A 26,232-nucleotide genomic window follows, 5' to 3' on the forward strand; every position below is an offset into this window, starting at 1 on the left:
TATAATTTGTTCAAGGAGTTGATCAGAATGAACGAGGGTATTTATGATAAAAGATGGGAACAAAAATTTATTTTGCCTGAGCAAAGGACAGCGCTATTAAATAGGAAGAAACAAGTCCAAAAAATTGAAAAACCCATCCTAGATGAATACCAATTGGAAGATATGGCCCGTGTTATTTGCGAGGCGATGGAATTCAACTCGGTTCTGGTCATTGGTGTATACAGAGACGGTTTTATCGAAGAAGTAACAGGACATGTTCATTACATAGATGAAGTGAAACAGAGGTTACATATGAAGGATTTAAAAGGTGATACAAATTTTATTAATTTAAGTTCCATGATAAATGTTGAAATGAGATAACCTACTGACTTTTTAATAAATTCCCACTTTAATTCTCTTTTTATTTTAAAAATCATTTATAATTAAATGATACTAAAAAAAGGGATGGTCAAATTGTCAGAAAATCAGTTAGTGATTACTAAACATCAGAAGCTTGAAGAGTGGAACATCAGAAAAAAAGAGTTAGCAAAAAACTGGATTGAAAACAAACAAAGTTTAAGAGGCAGGGGCATTGTCCAAGGTGGAATTTATTTGTGTGAGCTTGGGGAAAATTTAGGCTCTGAACAAAACTCAAATATCGGAGAAGACAGGCCGGTGATAGTTTTATCAAATAATACTATCAATTCAACTGGTGAAAATATTATTGTTGCGCCTTTATCTAAAACTTTAAAATTTAGAAAAGGAACCAACATTCCCAAATATAGAAGTCATTATTTCTTATTCACAAAAAAATATTCATTTTTGACTTATGATTCTGCTATTAAAGCTGAAGAAATGAAAGCTGTAAGTAAGGTCAGATTAAACAAGAAGTTAGGCGAAATTTCTAAAGAGGACTTTAAAAGAATAATTACACGAGTAAACTGGACGATTTCATAACTGATTGTTGACAAAACACCAAAACTGCAGTATATTATAGACAAATACTTCGTCCATCATAGTCATGGACAATTCGCACGCTCATGAATGCGTGATTCTGTCTGAAAAAACCGGATTGTTTATCTAACATTCGGTTTTTTCCTTTATAATAGTGTATTTTAGTGTTTTTTTTCGATAAATTGCATATGATAAATTATACTTCGCTCGTCTCGTCACGAGCAAATCACCCTGGGTATCATACTCAGGGGTTATTTATATAAAAGCCCTCAATTCATGAGGGCTTTTTTTTATCCTTATTTGAGCAAAGCTTCAAGCTTCGCTTTCGTTTTCGGTCCATAAATGCCATCAGGATTTAAACCATTCATCAGCTGGAACCGTCTGACAGCATCGGCTGTTTTCGGTCCATAATAGCTATCAATCCCGAAGTTTTTGGCTTTCTTATCCGGATAGAAATGCAATGCCGCCAGCGCTGTTTGAATCTGTTCAACAGCAGCGCTGTGCATCAATGGGCTTTTCACTTTAAAAATGCCGGAAGGCAGATTAAAAGATGATTTCTTTTTGCTTGAACTTGATTTTTTCACTGCCTTGGATGAAGTTGTTTTATTGCTGGATGACTTGCCACCAAGTGCTTTTAATTCAGTATCAATAGCCGCTTTAACCTCATTCCAGCGTCCCTCGTCTAAAATACGGTGAGGGCAATACTTTCCGCTCCAATCTTGGTGCTTTCGCACTCGATCAATACCCCATCCGCGTTCTTTAAGCAGCTGAGCAACAAACTTGATAGCCAACTTTTCAGCAGCCCTGTATTTAGGCCCTCCTGACTTGCTGTAGCAAATTTCTACGCCAATAGACTTACGGTTCCCGGTGCCGTTTTTGCCGTCTCCTGTGTGCCATGCATTGCGATCTGTTGGGATGCCCTGCCTTACCTCTTTGTCATCAACAGCAAAGTGGAAACTCGTTGAACTTGTGTTTCCGATCATATAGCTGACCTCATTAGCAGCAGATGCATCATTGTAAGTGTTATGAATGGTGATGTATTCCGCGGCCATCGGATTAGGGCATTTTAAAGCGTATTTTGCTTCTGATACAAGGTTCTTTTTCACTGCAATTGTCATGAAAATCTCTCCTATTCTGTTTTTGAAATAAAAAGAGCCACTGGTTTACCCAGCAGCTTGTTCATCTTTTGTTGTTTGTTTATTTTCTTCTTCAATTACATGAAGTCGGTCCGTAATTGCAGCCGGAATCTTTACGCCGATCTGTGCCAGGTTCTCCGTAATAGAAAGCCCTTCATTGGCGATATAAAAAAGAACGGTTCCAAATGTGAGAACACCGTTCAGGTTGAGAATTGTATCAATAATGTTTGCCACAATAACCACCAAAAAGCTGAGCATTTTCCGGACGTAACCGAACCAAGCGCTTCGGCTCCGCAGCTTCTTAAATTTCCATGCCTTGATTACGCCTGTTATGACGTCAATAATGCTGAGAACCAGTAATAAATCGAGATATTTCACACCTCCAAACAGATATATCCTCGCTAAATCCAATGTTTCAAAATTAATAAACACAGTCGTTTCCTCCATTTCTTGTTATCACCTCCTTAGAGGCAAAATAAAAAAGCCTTATTGACTGGCTTCTGTCGTTTCCTCGTATGGTTGACCTGTTACTTGTTGGTATTGGTCATGTGTAATGTATTGTGCCTGAACACCTTCTTTCAAGTCATCAACGGAACAATCGTTAAATGCCATAGCCTGCTTTACCATGGCTGTTGTGGCCCATTTGTAGAACAACGCAAATACCCAGAAATTAAGATTCACTTGTCATTCCTCCCTTTAAATAGAGAACATCTAATTTTAAAGATGCAACTTGCTCACCTAAAGATTGATTCAAAGTTTCTGCTTCTTTTCTTGCTAGCACTTCCGCAGTCAATTGTACGCCTAAAGCATTTTGAGCCAGCTCAGCCTGTTTTCTTGCCAGTTTTTCGTCTGCCAGCTGCTGCCCAAGTGTTGCAAGCTGCTCTGCTATAGGATTAGTTTCAGGAATACTGCCTTGTTTTAGCTGCTCTTTGTATTCTTCATCAGCAGTTTCAACCCATGTTTGTTTTTCCTCATCGAATAAAGGCCGCCACATCCCTTCTCCATTTATTTCTGGAGGAATATCAGTGGCATTTGCCGGGATAATATATCTTCCTGACTCTCTATCGGGGTGTAACTCAATCGGCCTTCCTAAATAGATTTTATCCTCACCATATGGGTATATTAATTTCATACTTCTCCCTCCTTTCTTTAGGTTAGAGGAACAGCTAAATCAATATAATATCCATTCACATTTGACTCAGTCTTAGCCATTACACCTGTTAATTTCATATCACCAGTTGCATATATAATAATCTTGCTGTAACCAGTCGTGCCGCTAGTGGAAACCAGTTTCACAACTCCTTTACTTGGGGCACTAGAAGACGGGATACTAGCAAAAATTATCTCTCTTTCAGTAAGTACGTGACCATTGAGGTGCAGAGTGTTCCCAACTTTTCGATACTGTAGTGGTCTATCGCCTGAAGTTGCTCCGTTTTTATAAGGAACATTTAACCACGGGACATTGTCAATATCATTTTCAGTAAGAAGTCTCTTCCAGCCAGACCAGCCTAAATTGCCGTCAACATAGTTTGAATACATATTATTCTTATAATCTATGGCCACGACATAACCAAATGTTCCGTTACCATTACTATCAATGGATGTGAAATGAAAAAAACCTCTTGTTGATAAGGTGGAGGGTGCATTTGTCGGCTTTCCTGTTGAATAAAATGTCCCGAACGTCTTGCCTGCTTTCACAATTTTGTCCAAAAAATCGTCCGTATCAGCAATTGATACTAATACCCCTCCAACATCATTTGTAATTTTAGATAGTTGAGCACCGTTCCATTTTGTGCGTTCTGCTGCAGATATATGTGCAGTAGTATCATTTGCATGTGCATCAAATTCAGTTTTTGTTGCCTGTCTATCATTGGTCACATTACCGAGCCCGACTTGGCCCTTTGTCACTCCATGAGGGTTGCTTTTATTATTAATGTGTTGATCCGTATACGTTTTTGCGTTTTTTTCGGCTGTATCAGCCTTGTTTTGCGCGCCTGTAGTCGTTTCCTTCGCATTCCAGTTTGAACGCTCAGTGGACGTAATATGGCGTGTTGAATCGTTATTGTGTGTGTTGAATTCTGCCTTTGTTGCTTGCTGCACGTTGTCTACGTTCCCCAAGCCCACTTGCCCCTTTGTGACTTGGTTGGGGTTATCTCTGCGGGCAGCCAATTCATCTGTATATGACTTTGCTTTATTTAAAGAAGAAGTGACGTCATCCTGCGTTGCTCCGATCTCTTGCAATTCCTTCAATGCTTGATAGGTGGTATTTTGAAACCAGTTGAACCAATCCGCAGGGGGATGGTCCATTGGTTTGTATCCTTCATCAATGGAGGACTGCGGGGGCCGCTGCCCGGCGTTCCCCCATTCAGGTAATTCTTTTGTAAAAGGCATATAAAATCACTCCTTAAATCGGTAAAGGGTAATCATCTTCAGGCTGAAAGATTCCGCCGAGTGTTCCCCCGTCTGTCCCGTCTGTTGAAAATCCATATTGACTCGTTTCTATAGAATCAGCAGAGGATGAAAAGCGAAAAGTTCCGTTTAAATCCACATAAGCCACCCGCACGCCTGCAGCTACTGTTTTTTGAACGATATTCGAAAACTGTGTTGCACTCATTCCAACTTTGCTCAATGCCTCAATGGGTGCCTTTTTTACGATAATGGCAGCCGGTTCATCTTCATTGTTTTCCTTGCTGCTGACAATGTGTATTTCACTTGGCTTGCAGTTCAGTGTTTTGGCTAAAGCTTCAATGATCCGGTTTGTGGTGCCATCTGATACATTTCTGGCAACCTTGCCGCGAATAAGCACTCGATAAATTTCATCAGTGGCACGGCCCCGATCCTGCGACACGTTGTCACCAAGTAGATCCAGAGCCTTTCCTTTTGCTGCGTCAATATCCCGCCAGTTCTCAGCCGTAATCAGTGCGCTTTTAAGTGCTGTCAACTGTTCATCGACAATTAAAAAAAGCTTACCGATATTGCTCTTTTCATCTTTCAAAAAGGCATCGGTCAGCTTTCCTATTAAGTCTTTAATCATATGAGATTCACCACTATTTCATCAAAATGTACCTGGGCAACCTCTTTAGGTTCAATCTCAATGTTTGACTGTGAAAGGCTTGTCACATCTTTCCCCATCTTGATTGTTACATCAGAGACACCATCTACTTGATATACCGCGTTGAATAACTGCGACAATATAACATCATCGCCCATTTGTGAGCCGGTATAGTAAGAGCCGTTCGCATCAATTCCCCCGATTTTATAAACGAGGTTGTTTTTGATCTGGCTCACTCCATCAATGGGGAAAGAAGCATTTGTTTTTAAATCCAGCTGCAGATATATTTTGACTTCCCTTGCAAAATCAAATTTGACGGCATGATCAAGCCCGCTGGCGTCTGTTATCGTAACAACTTGCTCTCCAACCGTTTCAATTCCTGCAGCAACACTGTCAAACAGTGCTTGCGCAACATCATCTTTTGTGCCGCCAAGTACATAAGCATGAATGCTTTTAGGCGGGTTACCGTCTGCATCTGTCTGCATGGTATTATTGGCAACAATGTTCGCTGAACGGACGCCTGAAACGTTTAGCAGGGCTGAAATAATACCTCCGTTAGTAGATGCTGAACTGCCTTCCACAGATTTCTTTATACGTGCCCTGAATTCCGAATCTGTTTCCTCGTCAGCACCGCCGGCCGATGGTTCCGGATTTGTAACTGAATACACGCCCTCTGAGGGCTCTGCCTGCACGGTAATGCTATTTGCCGCAACATTGTTTATAACGCCCTTAGAAAGCGAGACAGCCGTCCCTGAGCCTGTCCCATTAGCCTCAATTACAACGTCTTCGATCAATTCAAAATAGATGCCTGATTCCGTAGTAAACTGAGTTTGTTCTTCAATTACGATGCCGGGTTCTCCAGTAAAGGACAGAGTCACAACTGACTCCGCAGCTGGCTCCCGGGTGATACCCGAGTTGCTGCCAAGACGATCGAGCTGCACGCCCTCAGACTTACTGACAAAGCCGCTGTTATAAACCCTTTCTGCAATATCCCACAAGCCGGCCAGAAACCAAGCAAAGATACGAATAATAATTCCTAATGGCGTTTTACTGGATGTGTTTACATCCTCCCCGAATTGTTCCCGAGCCCGGTCCTCCATACTATCAACAAGCTCGGAATAGGTTTGCCGTTGAAAGCCCGTTTCATCAAGCAAGATCAACACCCCCTATCTCAATTGTTTCTTCATCCTCTTTTGTCATTTTCACATGCACTGCAAGACTGCGAGACTCTTTATCCATTAAGAAGTTCACCGATTCCACACTGGCAATACGCTCTTCTTGAGAAATGGCATTTATAATGTCATATTGCGCCTCTTCTTGATCAAACTGCTTTCTTAAAATGTTGCTGCGATCAAGGCCGACATGTTCATCAAGCTCAAACTCTCCTAAACTTGTTCTAAGGATCATTTCTACTGATTGAGCCAGCTCAGCATCCCCTTCAACCATTTGCAGCTCCCCATTTTCAAAACAAATATCCCCGTCTTTAAGTTTGAGAGTCTTCATCCTTCCCACACTCCTATGACAACCGGATCGTTTATGCTGTGTGTGCGCCTCGAATCAGGATCAAAGGTTTTATTGCCGTCCAGGTTATCCAGTGAACGTTCAGCAAATGAAACAAACACGCAGGACCCAACTTTAATATCAGCTTCGACGTGTTTCAAAACAGGCGCATGCTCGATTAAAGGGTATTCATGTAGGTACTCACCATCATTGGTTTGAAACAGCAATTTCAGATCGGCAGTGTGTTTCTCAGCATTGTAATTTACAACCCGTGCTGGCGCCGTTGTATGGATTGATTGTTTTATCCGCTGTTCGAATCCGTCAAAGAACTTTGTCGCTTTACTCATTAAATCACCCTACATTCTGTGAAAAAGTCTTTACCATCAAAGGAATGAGAGCCATCTTTCACACGATATTTTCCTTTCGCTGTCTTGCTGTTTATTTCTATGATTGAAGCAACTGCGATACGATGCTGTAAAAGGCATTTCACCTTATACCCTTTGAGATCATCTTCCTCAAATTGTTCTGGCGTTTCCACCAGTCCTGTTGCTTCTTCGAGCTTGAAACGTTCGTCATCTCCTTGACTGAGTGGCCGAATAACAGGACGGCCGCGCCGATAATACATGACTGCCCCAGCATCATGAATGACCTCTTCAAGATTGTTTTCAATCAATCCGGTGACACGATAGCCTTTTTTATAAACTTTATTTTTTGGCAGAATGATATTTTTCACTTTAATACCAAGCACACGCAGAAGCTTATCGACAATTTGCCTTGAGGTTGTGCCAGCCTTGAACGTGATTTTCATGTATCTCTTACGGTATCTGACCTCTGTTCGAGTGCCATAATTTCGGACCGTTTTATATGTCCGGCCGTTCTTGTCTTTTTTATAAGTCACCACAGGCTTTGCGAGCTTGTACCGCTTTTTCACGTAATATTTTTCAGCAGGATCAGCGTTTTCAGTGGTTACTTTCATATGGGTGTAATCATCGCCATCTTTTGAATAGATGGCCGTTACCTTATTCAAACCGTCCCGATTATTCAGCACCTTGGTAACTTTACCGATAGTTAAAACACCGTAATCGTCTTTATAACCAGCTTGAACAGTGATAGTGCTGCCTTTTTTAATTTTGCTGATTGAATCTTTGCTTAGGTTGTATATTTCAACCTTTGTTTCATTCGGTTTGAAGTCATCATCAAACGGGACCTCAAAATGAATCTCTAAGTCCTTATAATCGAAAGTGGTTTGTGAACTGCCGTTATCTATCGTGACCTTAACGACGCGCCCAAACAGCATTTTATTCGTCGCCATCGTCTTCTCCCTCCGCATCGTCCGAGACATCATCAATATAAAGAAACACGGTTTGCATAAAATTCTCGTATGTAACCCGTGTTTCTGTATTCGATTCATCCATAGGGATTAAGGAGGGTGCCGGCAGCTTCTCGTTTACAATGTCTTCCCACAAAGGGACGTTCAAAATCAATTTTTCACCCAGCACGATTGGTTCCATGTCCTGATCGTATAAATCAAGTGAGAAACTATCGTCTGTCTGGTTGTAATTGATACGCAAAATAAACGTGTCATCTGCTAAATCAAATTCAAACTGCTGTGGTATGTCCTCTTTGTCAAAAGGAATGTAATCTCTCGATGCCACGCCTTTCCCTCCTTCATCTGATCCTCATTTTGACCCCTATCGGAATTCTTCGATCCGGCCAGGGATTCAACCGACGCAAAGCATTTACAGTGGTGCCGTATTTACGAGCGCATCCCCAGTAAGTGTCACCCTTCTTGACCTTGTGGTATAGCTTGCTGGATTTTTTTGTTTTCTTCTTGCTGGCTTTCTTCTTTTTCCCGGCTGTTTTCACTTTCTTTTTGACCCACGGGCTTTTTGCAATACGGATTTCTTGCAACTCAATTGAAATAGCAAAACCGTTTGTGTAATCGCCTGTGTCGCGATCTATCTTTGTGATGATCACATTTTTAGCAACCTTACGCCCGGTATAAGTCAAAAGAGTTCCAGCATAAGCCTGCTTTTTCAGATATTCATAATCACTATTTGCTGTTTTGCCTAATAAATAGCCAGAGACTGTTGTCGTCTCTGGCTTTCTTTGTACATGGTCCGTGATCGGGACCCCTTTTTCAACGGGATATGAAGTAACCTCCACATCCGCGCCGTCAGATTCCTTTTCGTTTACAAGATTAATCTTTCCGAGCTTCGCCAATTAATAAGCCCCCTCTGGTGGATAAAGCGACTTCAGCATGTCGAAAACTTCGTCAAATGTTTCAGTTACAGCCTTTTTCACCTTTGTTTCTGCCCCTTCACTGCCGCCCTCAACTTTTACGTTGATCGACGGGTTAAACGTGATATTGACAGATGAACTGTTTGAGCTTGTAGCAGCCTTTTCTGGTGTGTAACCAGTATCCGCGCCAAGCTCCCGACCGAGTGCAGCATACATTCCGAGTGATTGGTTTCTGTATCGTGGCTCAGTTGTGATGACATACTCCCTAAAGCCGTTTTCACCAAGCGCAGCAACTTGTGGGCTGTTAATGACTCCACCTGTCGCATAACCTCTATACGGCCCACCATGAGCCATAGAAACGAGCCCAGGGTGTTTTAAAATACCGCCGTATCTGCTGTTCAAATAGTTGATAGCAGCAAGGATCTGGTCAACTGGATTTTTGATATTTCCGTGACCCGGTTCCTTGTTTGCGTTGAATGTACTTGGTATAAACTGCATAAGCCCTTGTGATGGATGGCCAGCTTTCGCATTCGAATCCCAATTGTTCACGACATTAGGATTCCCGCCTGATTCTTTCATGGCAATGGTTTCAAGTGCGCCAGCATATTCAGAGCCAAGGCCCTTGATTGATAGCGCTTGAGCTACCCACTTTTTGACGGCTTTTGAGCCGCCACCTGAAAAGCTTTCAGCGTAACTGGACATTTTGCCTTTAACAAAACCAACGGCCTTATCTTTGACAAAGTTAAAAGCCCCTTTTGCGATATCACCGAACGAGCCAGCCATAGAAGGTGCAGAGACACCCATTTTTTCTAAGACTTTTGTTAAAAGCTTAGATGGGTGTCCGATGTAATCAAAAACATCAAGAGCAACATCTTTCACTTTGCCGGCAACGGATTTTACACCATTCCATGCTTTTGTGAATATATTTCCTTCTGTGCCTTTTGCGTAAGCCGGAACTCCCTCTAAAGCAGCCCTTGTTTGTTTTGCAGATAATACCTCAGTGCCTTTCGGAAGATTCATCAGCGTATCAGTTGCAGGGCTGAGTCCCACATGACCTGATGGAGTCCGATACATTTCAGGGCCAGCGTTTGCCCCTTTACCGTCTCCCAGTATCGCTGGGCCTCCGGGGTGTCCTCCGGTTCCATGTGCATATTTAGGTACTTCCCATTTTGGGATATGCTTATCTTTCAAACCGATCTTATCAAGGACCCAGTTTACTCCGCCGATTACACCATTTACGCCTTTTCCGAGTGCTCCGGCAAGTTTGTTCGCTAAGCTAGTCACACCAGACACAGCCTTATGAGCCATGTTCTTAATTCCATCACCGATTCTGCCCGGTAATTTCTTGGCCCCTTCGACTAAATCATTGAAACGATCCATAACTTTCTGACGTAAATCAAGCGCCAATAACGCGACTTTATTTTTTATATAAAGCCATCTATCAGTGATTGCTGAACCCATATTGCTTACAAGCTTTTTCACCATGCCGACAGCACTAGAAAAAATTTGCTTCACTCCGTCCCACATCATACGGAAATTCCCAGTGAATAAGCCTTTGAAAACCTTCACTATTCCCATAATAATGCCGATTGCACCCTGAATAATCGCAATGATATTTTTAAGTGCAACTTGAATTATTGAGAGCACAACCGGGAACACAGCAGTCACGATATTTAGGATGAAACGGATCGCCGGAATGACCACAGTTGTAATGATATTCGCCAGAAATTGCAAAAGAGAAACAACAATCGGAAGTACCGCTTGTATGATTTGCATGATCTGCGGGAATACCTGCTGCACAACTTGAATCAAAATAGGAAGTGCTGCTTGCGCCAACTGTAAAATGATTGTTGCCGCTACAGTAAGCAATTGAGCCACGATTGGAAGAACAGCCATGATGACCTGTTTAATAATCGGGAACACTTGCTGCACCGCTGATAAAATTAACGGGAGCACTTGAACCGCTATTTGTCCGATGGATGAACCTAATAGCTGAATCAATTGCAAAACAATCGGAAGAGCTTGTTGCACAATGCTCAGGATCAACGGGAACGCAAGCTGAATCATCTGGACCAAAATCGGTAAGGCATTTTGCACAATTGAAACAAGGATTCCTGAGAAACTGCCTATCAATTGAATAATGATTGGCAGCACTGCATTAATTACGCTCAGAATGACTGGGAAAATTGTCTGGAAGCCTTGAACAAGTAACGGCAGGATGCTGCTTGCTATTTGCAAGACACTTGTCCATAAAGTACCCGACAACTGCATCCAAGCTGAAAGCAATTGCTGAATCAGTGGCATGATTTGCGGACCGATTGTCTGGAACGTTTGCGAGATAGCTGCAGCAAACAAAACAAGCGTGCCGCCTATTTGAACGAAAGCCTGCTGAAGTTGTCCGGCCAGCTGCTGAAACTGTGGCGTCAATTGCGTGACTAATTGCCCGAAAGACTGTTGAAGCGTGTTGATGATTGGCTGCAGTGCCTGAAAAACAGTCGTTAGAACAGATTGTACCGATGTCCATGCCGTCTTTAAGGCCTGGCTTACATTTTGGTTTGTTTGTTGCATGCGATACAAGGCGCCGGCAACACTCAAAATAGCACCGACAGCCACACCGATTGGCCCTGACACTCCGAGGAATGCAAGTCCGATCGCCGCGACAAACGGAGCAACAAGAGAAACCATTCCTTTAAAGCTGGATAGACCGACTTTCAACTGCTCCATGAATCCTTTTACGATGCCGTTTAGACCGTCTGACAGCCCTTTTCCGAAGAAATCAGAGACTGTCTTTCCGGCATTATGAATGAAGCCTGACACGGTTTTCACAGCCGTTTTATAGGCCGACTCAATTCCAGCCACTAACTGTGGATGCGATTCACCGAGACGATCCCATAATTTCAAGGATTCAGCCTGCATTTTATGAATGGCTGTGATCGCCACGTTTTGTGCGTCCTTGAATCCTTTCATGAAGGCAGGCTTTAACCCCTCAGCCTCTTTGATCATCGTATGAAATGCACCGACAACCGCCGATTTCCCCATGTTAGCAAAGCGTTTCATCGCGTCTGTCGCTGGCTTGAATCTTTCCTGAAGCTTATCGAAATTCTTGTACAGCAAATAAATGCCGGTTACAAGGAGAACGATTGCCCCAGCTACGACATACACCGTGCCCGACATTGCTGCCAAACCGGTTACAACTGGACCAATGAACATCCACAAACTGCTGAGAGCTCCAAGGAACCCATTAACTAACCCTACCCCTATCGCTAGTGGCGATAAAAGTAGGGTTAAAACAGGGATGAGAAGCATAAACCCTTGGATCATTTTCGAGAGTACAGGGTGCGCCTCATTAAACTGAATGATCAGCTTCGCAACGGCCGTAATGCCCTTGTATATCGCCATCGCAAACGCCGCAAACACTTCGATTGCTGGCTGAATGGCTTTCAGTAGTGTACTGCACATCTCTTCCCATGCTTTTGAATAGCCGGGAACTGTTTGTGTTGCCGCTTTATGAAGCCCTTGGAACATGAAAAAGTTTGTAAAAGCCGCGCCCAGTGCCACCATTTGAAAACGCATATAACCCTGAGTAATCATCATTGTCATATCGTTAAGCTCTTTCATGTTGGCAGTAGGTCCGAGCATTTTCAGAGCCAAATGCGCAGCAGTACCCTGCTTTGCCATGTTCTCAAGCGTATTCGATACGGCAAGCCCCGCTTTATTGACTTGATATAACGGGTTTCCCATTCGGTCATAGTTCGCCGCGATCTTCTCGGATTGAGTGGACCGGGCCATCAATGTCCCTACAGTCTGCAGCATGCTCATGCGCATCATTTTGTTGTTTTTCATCATGTTGTCTGTTACTTGCTTGTGAGCACGTCCTAGCCTGTATACTTCATCCATAAACTGCTGATTGGTACCGGACCAGCTGTCCATCTGGTTCCCTAGCTGAAAGAAACCATACTGGGCTCGGATTAATTCATTCCGGAAACCGTTCATGCCGTATCGTTCTTCATACCAAGCTCGACGCATTTCATTGAGCATTTGTATTGTATCGGCTTCTAGTCCACGGGTGGAGCCGCGCAAAAAGTCCATTTCCCGACTATACTGCCGGATTCCCCGGTAGTCCGGGGCAGGGACAGCTACCGCCGCCACGTTATTCTGAACACTTTGCGTGTTCTGCTGCGTAACGTTTGCTGCGGGCGTACCGATACGGCTCATATCGACGTTATTCAAATTCTGCCTGAGTTGATCAATTGATTCATTGGCGTTTGTTATCGACGTCTGATCAACATTGATATTGACCTCAGACGGAAGGCTTTGAATAAGTCGGCTTGTCTCTTGTACCTGAGTATTCAGCTGGCTCAAACGGGATGTAACTAAGTCGATTTGAGGCCCTAGCCGTTCAATTGTTTGGCTGGCAGTTTGCAACGATGAGTTGTCCAAAATCATACTCATATGGATGTCTCTAAAATTCCGCTGTTGCCTTTGAACCTGAGCCATCCGTGTACGCATCTGTGAAAAACTGCCGCCAGCATCGCCGACATGATCAACGAGTCTATCTATTTGCTGATTTGCTCTTTCTAGAGGGGAGGTATCAACGTTCAATTCAACGTCAATATGCGTACTTCTCAATGCGTCTGACAACGTTCATACCCCCTCATTTCTTCTTGTTCCTCTTGTTTTCTTGCTCAATATGGATGTCGAGGGCTGCGTTTGCTTCCAGCAGCGTGTCGAGATCCATCGCCGCGACCTCCGAGAAGGAAAACTTCTCAGACATCACGAGCCGATACATAGGCCAGTTATCACGCGCCTTCTTTTTGTAGAACTGTTTCGGCTTCGGTTTCGGCGCTAAGAAAGGTTTGAACCTCTTTCATCAGCTCAAGGAAACCAGGTTTCTTATCAAAATAGTCATAGCTTACTTTCGGTTCAACAACTACTTCTTTCATGTACAGTTCATACAGTTTCGCAGACGAAAACATCCCTGTATTGATATTGATAGCCTCATCGTTAAATTCAATTGAACGACGTGTTCCCGGGTGTTGAAGAGTGTACTCAGTTTCGTGGATAGTTACTTTCTTTTGTTTACCGAATTTTGACATAGGTTTTCCCTCCGCTTGTTTAGTTTGCATATATTGAAAAGCAGCCCTATTGGACTGCTTTCGCGCGTTTGATTTCTTCTTTTTTGCCATAGCTTAATTACTGTTCCAATACTGTATAGTCAAAGACTTGAATCTCGAACTCACGATCTCCAATCTCGTCACTGAATTCTGCATCAGCAGGCTTTTTGACCATCGCTTCTGTGCCGCCGATTTTTTCCTGTCCGCCCGTAACCCAGATAGGGAAACGCTGGGCCGTGTTTGCCATTTTATTCAGGTATGGTACAAATGGCGATCCCATGGAAAGAGTCAGTGTAATTGTTCCGAGTGGGTTGTTTTTCGTTGCAACACTGACATCACCCTTGGCGCTGACTTTCGTCGAGAACTTTTCTTCATCTTTGGAACACGAAACCATTGTGCCCTCGGAATAACCAGTTACGATCTTCCCGTCAATGTTCGTGTTGACTTCATTTGCATCATAAACGTATGCTGCCATTGTTTAGATCCTCCTTAAATTGAGATTTCACCAGTAATTTCAGCAGAATGAACCGCGCCAGCCAGCTCAAAAGTAAATGACAGGCCGTCATATACACGATTTTTTCTGTTTTCATCTGTGATTTGATCACGGGTTTTAGTGCTAATTGAATACACTGGCTGCCCGTCTGCATCTTCGGCAACAATGCCATTTGCAAAGGCTGTTTGCAGAACGTTTGTGACCTGTACACTCAGCAATGAAAAACCAGCATTCGAGAACGGGATTTTGCCGTTGTTTGAGAATGCTGATTGAATTGAGGTTTCAATATTCAATTTCACCCAGTCTTTGCCGTGCAGCACGTCGATATATTCCCCGGATGCAGTAATGCCCTCGGATGTCTCGTTGTGGCCCGCTTTGGTTACATAAGCAATAGCCCCTTCTGTATGCAGCTTTTTCAACTCGTCTGCCTTAATATCTTGAGGCGTGATACCTACGATATTTTTAAACTTCCAAGTTACTGATCCCACCGTATGAGAAGCAACCGAACCAACAAGCCCGGCATCTGGATGCTCGTCATTTAATGGGTGATAGAAAACGATTGTGCGGTCCTTACCTTTGTAAGAAGCAACTTCTTCCCGGTCAGTTACCTGTAAAACTACAAATTTATATGATTTCTCTTCCATCGCTTTTGCCGCTTCCATTCGTTCGTCTGCTGTAGCATCAGCAAGGATCAAGAAGTGCCAGTCCTTGTCGAAATACTCGTCAAACGCATTCCGAATGGAGAATGTTGCTTGTGTAGCAGCTCCTTCTTCTGGTGTTTCTGTGCTGCCTCCATAAGTACCGATGGCAACCTTTGAAGGTGCATTGTCACCCTGCGCAAAAATAGCCGCAGCCTTTTTATATGCTGCTGTGGTTTCCGCATAGTCTGCCTTAATGGCTTCTAATGAGCCATATTCTTTATATGTGTTGTGTCCGTCTACCTTCGCAAGAATCAGAGGTGTTCCCAATCCTTTAAGGCTGGACGGTTTCACTAAGTCAATTTTGACTGTAACGTCACTAAGTGGCATATGATTTACCCTCCTGTATTTTCAATTCGCACAGAGTCGAAAACCTCTGCATTCGCTTCACCATGAGACACACGCGTTCTAAAGCGCGTATCGAAGCCGTGACGGCGTTCTGTGTCAATCGTGATAAATGTATCTCGATTACCGAAACCGTCGTTCCTGACCCACGCCAGCCCATTATCATGAAGCTTTTGACGTGCTTCAGCTGTTTTGAAGTACGCCGCTGTTTGTTGAGCAAGAGAAATGGCCTCGATATGGCTGTTTGAAACCCATGTAAAAGAGAAAACAAGCTCGATGTCTTCCGTTAACACTCCCTGTTCTTCAATGCCTCTATGTTGGGGCAAATACGGGGATGTCACGGTATACGTACAAAAAGGATAGACAGGTTGTTTCCCTGTACCATTTGCAACGATAACGACATGGCCTGTTTTCTCTCTAATCAGTCCCAAGACTGTTTGTATTATGCTGTTGTAGTCCATCTGAATTGATCACCGCCTTTAAGATATAGCTGTTGAAATCGGCATACGTCCCATAAGGCGTCATTGCTTCAATATCAAAGGTGGCACCATCAAAAAGCACCTGAGCTTTCAGGGGAATCTCCTTCTTGATAAATAGCTGCCTGTCCATAGATGTAAGTCGACCGCCAGATTGATAGATCAATTGAGACTGTAAAGGAACTATTGCCCCTCTTTCCTCTGATTTTGTCGGTTTCGGTGGCACCCATTCGCCAAGATCATCGTATGAACCCTCTTCAGATGGAATAAGCAATGTAAAATCAACGCTGTACCGCTTAATCAGATCAGAAAAAATGAAATGATTACCCATCAGCTTTCAACCTCATAATCCATAGAGCCAATCATTTCCCCGGTATCAACCAATGGATTTGAAGAGCCCTTCTCCTCGGTTGTAAATGGATGGTTTGCCGGGTTCCGCAAGTCTCGGGCATACACTTGAAGCCGCCCTTTCGCAAGCAGGCCGACTGTTTCCATAATGTCTTTCATTGAATCGCCATTCTCTAATGCTCTTTCGACCAGATCCTCTACCTTTTGAACGATCTCTTCCTCGTTCTCGTCCCATCCAGCACGGATGAAAGAACGCTCCGGAATGTTGATATATTGAGTTTCTTTCTTGAGGTACAGCCCTTTTGCAGCAAGATAGTTCCGCATGCGATCAGTTACAGCAATACGGCAGCCGAATTCGTGAACAGCCGCGATCATTTGCCGCTCACTGTCCAATATTCCGACTTTCACCTTACCGACGGAACCAAGGTTTCTTATGACTTCTGGAATACGGTTGCTATCTCGTACCCGAATGTTTCGACGTGCCATTTGATCACCTCAGTGGTTTAAAACGAATTTTTTTGTAAGGCCGAAAAAAATCAAACGCAGGTTTATACCTTATGTCATCCGCCGTGTAAGTCTTGCTCATTCCGCCAATTGATTCAGACTGAACACCTTTCGGGCTGTCCCGATCAATTTCAATCATGAGAGCAATCCCTTTCTTCACAGGGCCTGGTAATGATTCAACACCATCTGGCCCAATAAAAGAGTTATTGCACTCCTCCTTAACGAAAGAAATCGCGTCTGCAAGGTCTATTTGTAGCTTTGCATCCTGGGATGTGTCATCAGCTGGAATCCCTAACCTGACTTTTAATTCTGCCAAGTCCATTTCTCTCATTCCTTTCAAAGAACCGGTTCATATGTCGCAAAGCATCGGCAATTAATATCATTTGATGGATCACCGCTTTGCCCCGGCGCTTCTGCTGTTACATGAACACCATTTTTATTGATGCCAAGATCAAACAACTGATTGACCATGCGTTCCTGCCCTTCTAAATGGACATGATCCGCATGTTTTGTCTCACGAACTCTTTCATCACCAACGTTGTGCCAGATTTTTTTCATGTTGATGCCCCGCGACTGAGCTTTTTTAGCAGCGTCAAGCGTTGCTTTTTCCCTTGTGCGATGCATTTCTGTATTGGCTATGCGCTTTGATCGGTTGTAACTCAGGCCGACATCAGTCTGCAGCTCCTTCGCTACCTGAGCAAAGCGTTTCCGCTCAATAAAACCACGTTCTATTGTCTTGTTAATCTGCTGTATTGTCTTTTTGCGATCAGTTTCAATGGCTTTGTCCATTTGTTTACTTTTAATAGCCCGCTGAACGTCTCCGGGAGCCCATTCAGCAGGTAAATTCATCTGATTCAGTGTTGCTTTTGGCCGCGCAAGTTTGATCCCTAACGCAGCCAGAACGCCAAGGATCAGCCAGCTGTAAGATGATTCGTAGGTTTCTTCAAGAAATTCTATTATCAAAGCTTTAACTTTCGCTGAAAGATCACTAATCAACGATGTGATTTCCCGCTTTATACGGTTTAGATCACCGTGTCGATTAGCGTCAGCAAGTGTCGGTTCTTCGATTTGATCAAGCTTGACGAATAACGCAGTCAGCTTTGACAGCACATCTTTTGAAGCACGCTGAAAAAGCCGCTTGAGTTTCCGTAAGAATTCCTTAGTTTTACGGTTCAACGGCTTCAAAAGCTCTTTTTCAGTTTGTTCTTTATCCACCGCCTACCCTCCTACTCTTCGACTGTTTCTTTGCCGTCAGACTCTGTTGTGTCCTCGGCTTCTTTTTTACTTGTTCCTTTGTCTAATTTAAAGCCATGAGCCTTGTAAACTACCTCGAAAGCACGTTCAGTGACTTCTAATGTCTGTTTGCCCTTCTTAATTCTGACCATTATGCGCCAGTCCCTTCAGCTGCAAGAGTTAACGCAGCGAATGCATCTTCAGCCAATGTCATGAAACCGACTTGCTGAGTTACACGCAGCGCAACCATATCTTGTTCGAAAAGGCTGACAGGTTTTCCATCTGGTCCCGCAATTGTATGAAGTGTTGCATCCTCTGAAATTGAATATTCCATACCTTGAGGAATACCATAACGCGCATAATCCCAGTTACCCGTGAGTAAGTGCGCCTTGCTATAATCCCAAGAATCTGAATTGACGTAGCCAATTGGTAAACCTAAAGCAGAGTTAGTGGCTCCTGCTCCCGGATCATTAAAGATAGGAGTACCCTTGTCATCTACAGCGCCTCTCAGTGGCTGTTTAAAACGTCGTGTTGTGGTAAATCCGTTAGGATCTTTGTCAGCTTCTTCAATCAAAGAAATAACACCGTTTAATTCTTTGTAAAGGTTCCCTAAAGATCCTAATTGCACTTTATTCCCGCTTTTTTCGATTTTCTCAAAAATTGAAACATCTTCACCGAAAGGAGATCCATTTCCGAATAATGCAGCTTGGTCAAATTTCAACGCAAATGCTTCAGCGATAGGAGTCTGCATGCTTGTAAAAAAGTCCTTTACCGAATAGCGTAAAAACTCTTTTGTCACAGGAATAATAACACCAATCTTTTTAGAAACCATTTTAGCTGTTAACCATTCCGCTTTTGATGTCTGGATTCGCTCACCTTCTCCAACCCAGTAAGCCCCTGGTCCAGATGCTAAATAAGTAAATATTTTTTCTGTCTTGTCCATTTCTTCGTATTTTGCCAATTGTGTCACAACTGATTTAGTCATGAATTCCTTTAAAACAAGTGTTCCTTCTTCTACTGGTACTGATCCTGTTTTTGCATCTTGCATCAGTACATTGTTTGGATTGAATGCCATGATAGTCCTCCCTATTGTCTAATGTTTACTGATTTTGCGAGTGCCCCAATATCAACAGACCCGCTGGCAGGTGATGAATCACCCTTTTCAAAGCTACTGCCGCTCTCTTGGAACTTGGATTCAATAGCTTTTTGAACTGCAGCTGTGTATTTCTCTTCAAACACACCGAGATTCTTCATAGTCGTTTCTTCATCCTCACCGATAAAGAATTCCACTACGTCTGCCGGCAGTTGCTTTTCAGAAGCATAAGAGACAGCTTTGTTTAAAAGCTTTTCACGTTGTGCTGCTGTCTTCTGATCTTCCAGCTCTTTTTCAAGTTTCCTGATGCGTTTCTGTTCCTCGGTTTCTTCCGGATAAAGCTCTTTAACCTTTGCGTCAACTAGAGCATCAAGGTTGTTCGCTTTCCATGTCTCAAGGCCTTTCGTAAAATGGGAATCCAGCCTCGGCTGAATGAGTCGTTTTCCCTCTTCTGTCTCAAGGAACCCTTTCACCTTATCTGCTGATACGGCCGAAAGTTCTCCTACAAATGCTTTTACTTCTTCATTGTCTTTATTCTCAGCAAGAAACTGCTTGATTTCTTCAATATTCACTTATGATCAACCTCCGCGCCGTACAGTACGAGCCTGCACGTCAAAGTTTCCCGGCTTTTAAGGACTTCCGGCAGGTCAGTTATCGTCTTCATCATTGTCCTTTTCATCATCAAGATCATAGGCATCTTGTTCAGCTTTCATTCTCTCAATCTCATATTGAACATCATCAACGAAAGAAAGCATGGAAAGCCGTGTTTCTTCGCTTACCTGACCTTTTAGTTCTGCAGCAATCTCGGCTTCTTCAAGGATATTTGACGGCAGATTCCGTTTAAATGAGAACCAGACCTTCAAATAATCATCAGGTTTCACTTTACTCTTTTTCGCCCATGCAGAGCAAAGCAACTTGTACTGATACCGCAGAGCAGCAGTCATTTTCCGCTCCATTGTGATGCACTTGTTCTCAAGGGCCATCAGCTTGTATTTCATTGCAACGCCTGTCACATTCCCGCCGAATGATTCATCAGAGAAATTGACCGACTTTGCAAAACGGAGAATGTTTTCTTCAAGCCTGTTCAGGTGGTTTTCGATCATGGTGTCGTTAATGTCTTTTGTAAGGAATTTCACGTCATCATTTTCCCCGAACAATTCAAAAACACCGTTCTTTTTCAGTTGCTGGATTTCTTCATCATCCATACCAGCGCCCTTTAAAATCAAATAAGCCAGCCGCAGCTGCTCGATCTCGTTTGATGCATCAGAAAGAGTGCGATCGTATGCATCTATAAGTTGGATCACCTTTTCCGCATCGCCCATCTGTTCATCATTATTAGGCAATCCGAACAAAGGACAGTAATCAAACATGTGTGGCTTCTTTTCAAGCAAAATCCAGTTGCCTTCTCTTTTTTCAAAGAAATATGCTTTCTTATCATCATAAAACGTCACTTTTTCACGCTGGACGCTGTCATTCTTAACCCAGTCAAAGACTGTATAATATCTCAGTGCAAAAGAAGGCTCTGTGATGTCATTCTCAGCGATAAAGACAGCTTCCCAAGGGTTAACATTCGCAACTCTTTCCGAGCCGTCAGGAGCAATATACGCAAGCCTAGCACCATAACCACTGATGGCCGCTTTCTTACCCCATTCGCTATCAGCATCAGCAATGTTATTCACGGTATTAAACCGATTGATTTGCTCAGTCAAGGCTGTATTTTTGTTTTCCCCATCTTTCTCCGTCTCGTAAGAGATTGGGTGACCAAACATATACCCAACCTTTGTATCCACTATCTCGGCATCAAAAGCATTATTGAGGCGATTGTTTACCAGGTGGTCAATACGCCGTACCGCTCCTGTTTCAAAATTCTCGAACTGAGCTGCCTCACGCTGTAAGATTGGAACACCAGCAACGCTTGTTTTATAACGTTCATACTGAGCTATGGCTTTTTCTTTGATCGGCTTATGCTCGGTTATGATCTGATCAATGATGGTGCCGTCTATCTCATTATTCCGAAGATAATTTAAAAACTTGTTCATCTTCTCACCTCCTACAATCGCACACGCTTTTTGATTGGCTCCATGCTATAACGGAGCGCATCAATGAAATGGTTATATTCATCGACAGGCTTATTGATAAGCTTGTCGTCTTTGTTTTTGTCCCACACATAGTTACTAAATTCCATTGCAGCATTCGAACATTTCGGATGAATAAAGATTGTGAACTGCTGCAGGAACTGGATGCCTGCTTTAATACTGTCAGGCCCCTTCTCAGCTGGCTTGATCTTCTTTAGGCCGTATTTACGGAGCTCTGCTATACTTTTTTGTTCGGCTGAATCAGCGATGATTAATTCTTTTCTGTAACCCATATCAGTGATGGTTTCTGCTATCTCGTTATTTAAGAGCCCGGGCTTATACATTTCATCGAAAATATAAAGTTCACGGTTTTTGATATCCACCAACGAACAAGCCAGGGCAGAAGGATCTGTTGTAAATCCAAAGTCCAAACCGAAAGCCGATTTGACCCCTTCACGCTTGGCTATTTCAAAACGATCAAAGGCAAATTCACGCCAGTTAGTAAAGATGGCACCTTCCGCAATACCCCATTCGCCCAAACCTTCAATTTTGTAACGCCGTAGATTGTTCTTTTTCATCCAGTCAAATAGCTGCCGGTCATCATCACCTAGAAATTCATTGCATTTGTAATTCGTAGTGAGAGCCAGAATATTGTTATCTTGGACATCAAAAAAACGCCGCTTCAACCAGTGTTTTTCATTCCACGGGTTAAATGACAGCGTAATTTGCTTAAAATATCCGGGTGGCAATTCACCCCGAATACTCATATCAACTTTGTTAAAATCGTCTTCGTTTAATATCTGATATGCTTCCTCAAACCAAGCCCAGCAGAGATATCCTACATCAACTGTGATTGAAGTTACACTCATTGGATCATCTAAACCACGGAACAAAATCTTCTGTCCTGTCGGCTTGTATCGGATTTCTAACGGGCTTTTAGTCCATTCCCATAGGTGTTCAACTTTAAGGCGTCTAATAGCCCATTTAAGCTGCGCATATGTTGAATCTTTGTGATCTTTGAAGACTTTCCTTACAACAAGCGTATTTGCTTGAGGGAATTGCATCATGCGGTAAATAATGTTCAGTGCAGTTGTGGTGGATTTTTTAGAACCACGGCCGCCCTTTACCACTCGATAACGCCCTTCATAATTCCAGAAGGTTTTATAACCGCCGCCCACAATCTCTTTTAAACTCACGCGAACAGTATTAATCATCTAAATCATTCACAATCTCAACTTTTATATCAGCGCCACCATTTTTAACAACTGCTCTTGTTTTCTCGATATTCAAGCGCATTTGCTCCAATTTAAGGCGCCGCTCGTCTGCTTCGTGTGCCAGCTGGTCAAATTGCTTGATCAAACCCCTTAGCTCTCCCATTGCCCGTGATTGAGCATTCAGGAAGGTTGCATGACGATCCCAAGCGAATTGAAACTCCCATTCTCGCTCATCACCAAACATACCTGGCTTCTCTTTTTTCAAAACTTTAGTCATGTCGTCCTTATCTTGCACGAACATGATCTTTTGCGCTCTTATAATCGCAGCATATTGAATCTGAATTTGATCCCATATCATGTCAGCAGGCGAACGCTCTTGAATCTCTTCCATGATCTCAAGTGTTTCTTCTGGCAGGAATTTAGAGAAAAAGCCGTGAGTCACAGCGTTTTGATTGCCCGCCGGAGCCGCACCGCCTTTGTTTCCTATTGCATTTTTGTTGCCGGGCTGTCCACCTTTTTTTGTGTGCACACTTTTTGAAATGGGTGCACCCTTTTTTCTTTCCCAACCATGCCGCTGTTTCCACGATTTGATGGTGTTCACCGACACCCCATACTTTTCGGCAAGGTCCTTGTATTTCATGCCTTTGACGTAATCCTTATACGCCTGAATGTGCTTTTCGGGCATCTACATTCACCGCCGCCTCCTTCTGATTCGTGTTTGTTTTGGAGATTATTTTCTCGGGATGAACTCGTCATCGTGTGCAAGCTGATGAATAGTGTCTTTCCCTATTTCCGCAAGTCCCACAGCCTGTATATATGATTCTGCGTCGTATACAGTCATCGTGGTGCCATCCTTCATGTTGAAAGTAGCGACATAGCCATCTATCTCATGAAAGTTCTGCTCCATCCAATTAATCAGTCCGTTAGTAGGACCAGGAAAGACTCTCTTCACATTACTCATATAGCTCCCGCCTTCATCAATCCTTTTTGGTATTGAAGGTTATCCCGTGAATACATACCGCAGTCCAAAAAATAAATCCCATTGTCATAAACGGGTGTGCATAAATTGTCTCCATGCTATTCCTCCTTCATATTCTCTCTAAACCAAGCCCAAACTCAGAGGCTGTCAGCCGCCAATTGTCTGATCTGAGATTCATTGGACCCGGTTTACAGAGAACATAAAAAAGCACCCCGAAGGATGCTTTTTGAGATTTTATAATTGTCTTGAGGTTCTTTCTGCAAAAATAAGCAAGTTTTCTTTTGGTGACAACAATTTTTCAACAATCTTATAATAACTTACAGAACCGAAACTATTGTATTGGTTCACGTTATATCTAACGAAACTGTTTGTTAATAGCATGTCTTCTTTCTTAAATTCTTCCGTAATTTCAATACAGCTGTTTTCTTCAATCAAAAAAATAGCATTCGAATGTTGATCAATAAACTTCCAATCAACGGATTGAATTAAATTTTCCAAATTATTCACCTCCCCCACCTTATTATCGGCTAAGGAGTGTGACAAAGGAACTATTTGCAAAATTTGTCGAACGAAAGCACCCTTCATAAATAGGTGGCAGTCGTAAGACAAAAAAAGCATCCCCAAGGGATGCCTTATTTAACCAAATCTCTTAATACTTTAATTGTATGGAATCATTCGCAAAATTTGTCGAACAAAGACAAAAGAATATCACTTTTTGTTTCTTTTTTTTCGGTTCTTTTTTGTATGTGTTTCTATTTGCACACTTTCAGTTTTTTTGTTTTTCTTCTCTTCAGTTTCTAATTCTTCAATTGTTTCTTCTAATAGCATTTTATAAGTACGTAGTTTTCTATAATAATTAAGATTTTTTGTCACAATCCATATCCATAGACCGATTAAAATTAATAATAAAATTCCGTTAAATATTACTATATACCTTCCGAAGGTTAAACCCGTTTTCACAATAGTATCTAAAAGTTCTGTCGGATCTATAGAATGTTTTTTATCAATATTTACTGCTATGTTGGAGAAAGCATTAAAAGTGTTAAAATAAAACGTAAAAATACCTATTAGAACACTGATGAGACTCGTAAATAGTGATGTATATATAGCAAATGGGATAGTTTTAAAAGAGGAAATGTCCCCTGAAACTTTAAGGCTGTTATTCAATCTGGAAATTAATTTTTTTATTTGTTTTGGTTCTAGTTTCTTTTTGACTTTCTTTTTAAAATCTTCTCCACTTTTAATATTGGAATCCTTTTTATAAGGTGTACCGAAATGCTCTAAGTATTTAGATACATGAGTTACTTCGTCAAACGGAATTTCTCTAATTTGACGATTATCTTTTTTTCGATAATTAAACACTTTTCTCCATAATTCAACCGCTAATTTTTTCACTATATCACCTCCTATATTTTATCGGACAGACGACAAAACTTCGAACTGCTTGCAAAATTTGTCGAACGAAAGCTCTATTCAAAAAGTCAGTCTTAAGACAAAAAAAGCACCCTTTAGCTGCGGGTGCAATCAACGTTTCTTTTTATAGCCTTCAATGTCTTTTCTCAAGAATAGGCGATCTCTGTTTGTAGTTTTAATTGGAATCAATGTTTTGTAATCAACCAGCTGCTTGAGGTTCTGCCGGCTGCATCCGATTATCTCAATGGCTTCAGATGTCGTTATGACTTCTTTATCCATGAATTCTCTCAACTCGTCAATACTTTCAAAAACAAACCTAGTCATTCCGCGTGTTCCTCCATTTAAGGATGATATTTATTATAGTGATTACCAACCAGCTAAGAGCCAAAACCATTGTAATGATATCCAAAGTACCAAGATGATCATAGTCAAAGTTTGCAAACACTGTCACGAACAGAACAAAGAATATTACTGTTGACCCGTCTACTAATTTTTTCATATGATTGAGCATGGAATTTTACTGTTATACTGTAACAGTAAAATGTTATAATAAGGTGAGGGGAAGTGAATCCCCTCGGTGACTTATTAGCGACGTTTCTTCTTGGCGGGAGAACGTCGTTTTTTGTTTTTATTATCCTTCATTTCCTTGATGTTCTTGACCATCGTTGTAATTCCGGTAAGGATTGCAACCAGCCAAGCCAAGTCCCGAAGGATAATTTCAACCATTTCCATGCTCTTTCAACACCTCCTTTCGATACTTTAATTATATCAGTTATATTTACCACCGTCAATATAATTACAGAGAAAATTTAGGTTTTTTACCAAAAAATATTGTTTTTAGACAAAAAAACAACCTATTCATGCTAAACAGAATAGGCTGTGTTCTGCTCTATTTTTCATTTTCAAACGGGAACGCTCAATGTTTTTCTGCACTGTTCCTTTTTTAATGTTCAGCAGCTGGGCGATCTCTTCGAAAGACATGTTTTGCACAGTGTGCATGATGAATATGTCCTTTTCTCTTTCAGTAAGAACAGAAAGAGCATCAGCAATTCTTTCTTTGTCCCAATCGCTTACCTCTCCTTCTGGCTCCTGATTGATCGCATATTCTTCTGGCATCGCATCAATGATACGAGGATCAGCAAGAATCGTTCTTTGGTAAACGTCCCTTCTGTCAGCTCCCCTGCGTGCTCCTGGTTGTCTCCCGTTCTGCAGCCATTCGAGAGTGAATTCAATATCACTGATCATACTGCCAATGATTTTCTTATCGTTCTTTTGTTCTGCTGTCATTTCAATTTCTGGTGTTTCCGAGAATGCTCGGTACATCTTTCTCGCTTCTTTTAACGCTCTTTTGTATTCAATGATTAAATCCTGCATGTTTATCCTCC

The 26,232-nt window shown here is 42.3% G+C and carries 35 protein-coding genes; 2 read left to right on the plus strand and 33 right to left on the minus strand.

What is annotated here, in order from left to right; genetic code table 11:
* Positions 1–27 precede the first annotated feature (27 nt).
* Both MKX38_RS13995 and MKX38_RS14000 read left to right on the plus strand, forming a co-directional pair.
* Complete coding sequence (locus MKX38_RS13995) at positions 28–360, plus strand: YolD-like family protein (RefSeq protein ID WP_339187448.1); 333 nt, start codon at positions 28–30, stop codon at positions 358–360.
* Between the two features lie 93 nt (positions 361–453).
* The gene (locus tag MKX38_RS14000) at positions 454–936 is read left to right on the plus strand and encodes a type II toxin-antitoxin system PemK/MazF family toxin (RefSeq protein WP_250540607.1); all 483 of its coding nucleotides are present in this window, start codon (positions 454–456) and stop codon (positions 934–936) included.
* Positions 937–1,229: 293 nt separating this feature from the next.
* Here MKX38_RS14000 and MKX38_RS14005 read toward each other — a convergent pair whose 3' ends face one another.
* The 33 genes from MKX38_RS14005 to MKX38_RS14165 form a co-directional block, all read right to left on the minus strand.
* The gene (locus MKX38_RS14005; RefSeq protein ID WP_339187451.1) at positions 1,230–2,051 is read right to left on the minus strand and encodes an N-acetylmuramoyl-L-alanine amidase; all 822 of its coding nucleotides are present in this window, start codon (positions 2,049–2,051) and stop codon (positions 1,230–1,232) included.
* A gap of 45 nt (positions 2,052–2,096) precedes the next feature.
* Positions 2,097–2,516: a holin family protein gene (locus tag MKX38_RS14010; protein WP_134983620.1), complete on the minus strand. Its 420-nt coding sequence runs from the start codon at positions 2,514–2,516 to the stop codon at positions 2,097–2,099.
* 39 nt (positions 2,517–2,555) lie between these two features.
* Positions 2,556–2,750 carry an XkdX family protein gene (locus MKX38_RS14015; RefSeq protein WP_213400007.1) on the minus strand — a complete coding sequence of 65 codons (195 nt, stop codon included), beginning with the start codon at positions 2,748–2,750 and terminating at the stop codon, positions 2,556–2,558.
* Positions 2,740–3,201, minus strand: coding sequence for a hypothetical protein (locus MKX38_RS14020; protein ID WP_213400006.1), 462 nt, complete (start codon positions 3,199–3,201; stop codon positions 2,740–2,742). The genes MKX38_RS14015 and MKX38_RS14020 overlap by 11 nt, the downstream gene beginning before the upstream one ends.
* A 17-nt stretch (positions 3,202–3,218) precedes the next feature.
* Entirely contained in the window at positions 3,219–4,460 is a 1,242-nt protein-coding gene (locus MKX38_RS14025) for a hypothetical protein (protein WP_339187456.1), read from the minus strand.
* A gap of 13 nt (positions 4,461–4,473) precedes the next feature.
* Complete coding sequence (locus MKX38_RS14030; RefSeq protein ID WP_339187458.1) at positions 4,474–5,103, minus strand: hypothetical protein; 630 nt, start codon at positions 5,101–5,103, stop codon at positions 4,474–4,476.
* Positions 5,100–6,284 (minus strand): baseplate J/gp47 family protein, encoded by a 1,185-nt coding sequence (locus tag MKX38_RS14035; protein ID WP_339187461.1) that lies wholly within the window; start codon positions 6,282–6,284, stop codon positions 5,100–5,102. The genes MKX38_RS14030 and MKX38_RS14035 overlap by 4 nt, the downstream gene beginning before the upstream one ends.
* On the minus strand, positions 6,268–6,624 hold the full coding sequence (locus MKX38_RS14040) for a DUF2634 domain-containing protein (RefSeq protein WP_169058002.1): 357 nt from the start codon (positions 6,622–6,624) through the stop codon (positions 6,268–6,270). Before MKX38_RS14040 ends, MKX38_RS14035 begins: the two co-directional genes overlap by 17 nt.
* Positions 6,621–6,968 carry a Gp138 family membrane-puncturing spike protein gene (locus tag MKX38_RS14045; RefSeq protein WP_041339442.1) on the minus strand — a complete coding sequence of 116 codons (348 nt, stop codon included), beginning with the start codon at positions 6,966–6,968 and terminating at the stop codon, positions 6,621–6,623. Before MKX38_RS14045 ends, MKX38_RS14040 begins: the two co-directional genes overlap by 4 nt.
* On the minus strand, positions 6,968–7,933 hold the full coding sequence (locus tag MKX38_RS14050) for a hypothetical protein (RefSeq protein ID WP_041850224.1): 966 nt from the start codon (positions 7,931–7,933) through the stop codon (positions 6,968–6,970). The genes MKX38_RS14045 and MKX38_RS14050 overlap by 1 nt, the downstream gene beginning before the upstream one ends.
* The gene (locus tag MKX38_RS14055; protein ID WP_032722280.1) at positions 7,920–8,276 is read right to left on the minus strand and encodes a hypothetical protein; all 357 of its coding nucleotides are present in this window, start codon (positions 8,274–8,276) and stop codon (positions 7,920–7,922) included. The genes MKX38_RS14050 and MKX38_RS14055 overlap by 14 nt, the downstream gene beginning before the upstream one ends.
* A gap of 13 nt (positions 8,277–8,289) precedes the next feature.
* Complete coding sequence (locus MKX38_RS14060) at positions 8,290–8,844, minus strand: LysM domain-containing protein (protein ID WP_015715399.1); 555 nt, start codon at positions 8,842–8,844, stop codon at positions 8,290–8,292.
* Positions 8,845–13,503 (minus strand): transglycosylase SLT domain-containing protein, encoded by a 4,659-nt coding sequence (locus tag MKX38_RS14065; RefSeq protein ID WP_339187465.1) that lies wholly within the window; start codon positions 13,501–13,503, stop codon positions 8,845–8,847.
* A gap of 158 nt (positions 13,504–13,661) precedes the next feature.
* Complete coding sequence (locus MKX38_RS14070) at positions 13,662–13,958, minus strand: hypothetical protein (RefSeq protein ID WP_085186916.1); 297 nt, start codon at positions 13,956–13,958, stop codon at positions 13,662–13,664.
* Positions 13,959–14,055: 97 nt separating this feature from the next.
* A complete protein-coding gene (locus MKX38_RS14075; protein ID WP_339187469.1) occupies positions 14,056–14,451 on the minus strand; it encodes a DUF3277 domain-containing protein in 396 nt (131 codons plus the stop codon).
* 14 nt (positions 14,452–14,465) lie between these two features.
* Positions 14,466–15,497 (minus strand): DUF3383 family protein, encoded by a 1,032-nt coding sequence (locus MKX38_RS14080; RefSeq protein WP_339187471.1) that lies wholly within the window; start codon positions 15,495–15,497, stop codon positions 14,466–14,468.
* Between the two features lie 5 nt (positions 15,498–15,502).
* Positions 15,503–15,973, minus strand: a complete 471-nt coding sequence (locus MKX38_RS14085) for a hypothetical protein (RefSeq protein ID WP_026113688.1) — start codon at positions 15,971–15,973, stop codon at positions 15,503–15,505.
* Positions 15,930–16,319, minus strand: a complete 390-nt coding sequence (locus MKX38_RS14090) for a hypothetical protein (RefSeq protein WP_339187475.1) — start codon at positions 16,317–16,319, stop codon at positions 15,930–15,932. The genes MKX38_RS14085 and MKX38_RS14090 overlap by 44 nt, the downstream gene beginning before the upstream one ends.
* The gene (locus MKX38_RS14095; protein ID WP_339187478.1) at positions 16,319–16,822 is read right to left on the minus strand and encodes a hypothetical protein; all 504 of its coding nucleotides are present in this window, start codon (positions 16,820–16,822) and stop codon (positions 16,319–16,321) included. Before MKX38_RS14095 ends, MKX38_RS14090 begins: the two co-directional genes overlap by 1 nt.
* 4 nt (positions 16,823–16,826) lie before the next feature.
* A complete protein-coding gene (locus tag MKX38_RS14100; RefSeq protein ID WP_144527349.1) occupies positions 16,827–17,162 on the minus strand; it encodes a phage head-tail connector protein in 336 nt (111 codons plus the stop codon).
* A 14-nt stretch (positions 17,163–17,176) separates the two neighbouring features.
* Positions 17,177–18,055, minus strand: a complete 879-nt coding sequence (locus MKX38_RS14105) for a phage minor head protein (RefSeq protein WP_339187481.1) — start codon at positions 18,053–18,055, stop codon at positions 17,177–17,179.
* 11 nt (positions 18,056–18,066) lie between these two features.
* Positions 18,067–18,225, minus strand: a complete 159-nt coding sequence (locus tag MKX38_RS14110) for a hypothetical protein (protein WP_339187484.1) — start codon at positions 18,223–18,225, stop codon at positions 18,067–18,069.
* Complete coding sequence (locus tag MKX38_RS14115) at positions 18,225–19,148, minus strand: phage major capsid protein (RefSeq protein WP_339187486.1); 924 nt, start codon at positions 19,146–19,148, stop codon at positions 18,225–18,227. Before MKX38_RS14115 ends, MKX38_RS14110 begins: the two co-directional genes overlap by 1 nt.
* An 11-nt stretch (positions 19,149–19,159) precedes the next feature.
* Positions 19,160–19,738: a DUF4355 domain-containing protein gene (locus MKX38_RS14120; protein WP_339187488.1), complete on the minus strand. Its 579-nt coding sequence runs from the start codon at positions 19,736–19,738 to the stop codon at positions 19,160–19,162.
* Between the two features lie 75 nt (positions 19,739–19,813).
* Positions 19,814–21,205 carry a phage portal protein gene (locus MKX38_RS14125; protein WP_339187492.1) on the minus strand — a complete coding sequence of 464 codons (1,392 nt, stop codon included), beginning with the start codon at positions 21,203–21,205 and terminating at the stop codon, positions 19,814–19,816.
* An 11-nt stretch (positions 21,206–21,216) separates the two neighbouring features.
* A complete protein-coding gene (locus MKX38_RS14130; protein WP_339187494.1) occupies positions 21,217–22,455 on the minus strand; it encodes a PBSX family phage terminase large subunit in 1,239 nt (412 codons plus the stop codon).
* Positions 22,448–23,140, minus strand: a complete 693-nt coding sequence (gene terS / locus MKX38_RS14135) for a phage terminase small subunit (RefSeq protein WP_339187497.1) — start codon at positions 23,138–23,140, stop codon at positions 22,448–22,450. The genes MKX38_RS14130 and terS overlap by 8 nt, the downstream gene beginning before the upstream one ends.
* Before the next feature lie 45 nt (positions 23,141–23,185).
* Positions 23,186–23,416 carry a hypothetical protein gene (locus tag MKX38_RS14140; protein ID WP_283933639.1) on the minus strand — a complete coding sequence of 77 codons (231 nt, stop codon included), beginning with the start codon at positions 23,414–23,416 and terminating at the stop codon, positions 23,186–23,188.
* A 252-nt stretch (positions 23,417–23,668) separates the two neighbouring features.
* Entirely contained in the window at positions 23,669–23,932 is a 264-nt protein-coding gene (locus MKX38_RS14145) for a hypothetical protein (protein WP_268461418.1), read from the minus strand.
* 210 nt (positions 23,933–24,142) lie between these two features.
* The gene (locus MKX38_RS14150; protein ID WP_339187503.1) at positions 24,143–24,829 is read right to left on the minus strand and encodes a hypothetical protein; all 687 of its coding nucleotides are present in this window, start codon (positions 24,827–24,829) and stop codon (positions 24,143–24,145) included.
* Between the two features lie 129 nt (positions 24,830–24,958).
* Positions 24,959–25,171 carry a transcriptional regulator gene (locus MKX38_RS14155; protein ID WP_015715379.1) on the minus strand — a complete coding sequence of 71 codons (213 nt, stop codon included), beginning with the start codon at positions 25,169–25,171 and terminating at the stop codon, positions 24,959–24,961.
* A gap of 261 nt (positions 25,172–25,432) precedes the next feature.
* Positions 25,433–25,579 (minus strand): hypothetical protein, encoded by a 147-nt coding sequence (locus MKX38_RS14160; RefSeq protein ID WP_339187506.1) that lies wholly within the window; start codon positions 25,577–25,579, stop codon positions 25,433–25,435.
* 126 nt (positions 25,580–25,705) lie between these two features.
* Positions 25,706–26,221 (minus strand): sigma-70 family RNA polymerase sigma factor, encoded by a 516-nt coding sequence (locus MKX38_RS14165; RefSeq protein WP_032722297.1) that lies wholly within the window; start codon positions 26,219–26,221, stop codon positions 25,706–25,708.
* Between the last annotated feature and the right edge of the window lie 11 nt (positions 26,222–26,232).

It is taken from the genome of Bacillus sp. FSL M8-0025 (assembly GCF_037975475.1).
GTDB classification, from domain to species: Bacteria; Bacillota; Bacilli; order Bacillales; family Bacillaceae; genus Bacillus; species Bacillus subtilis.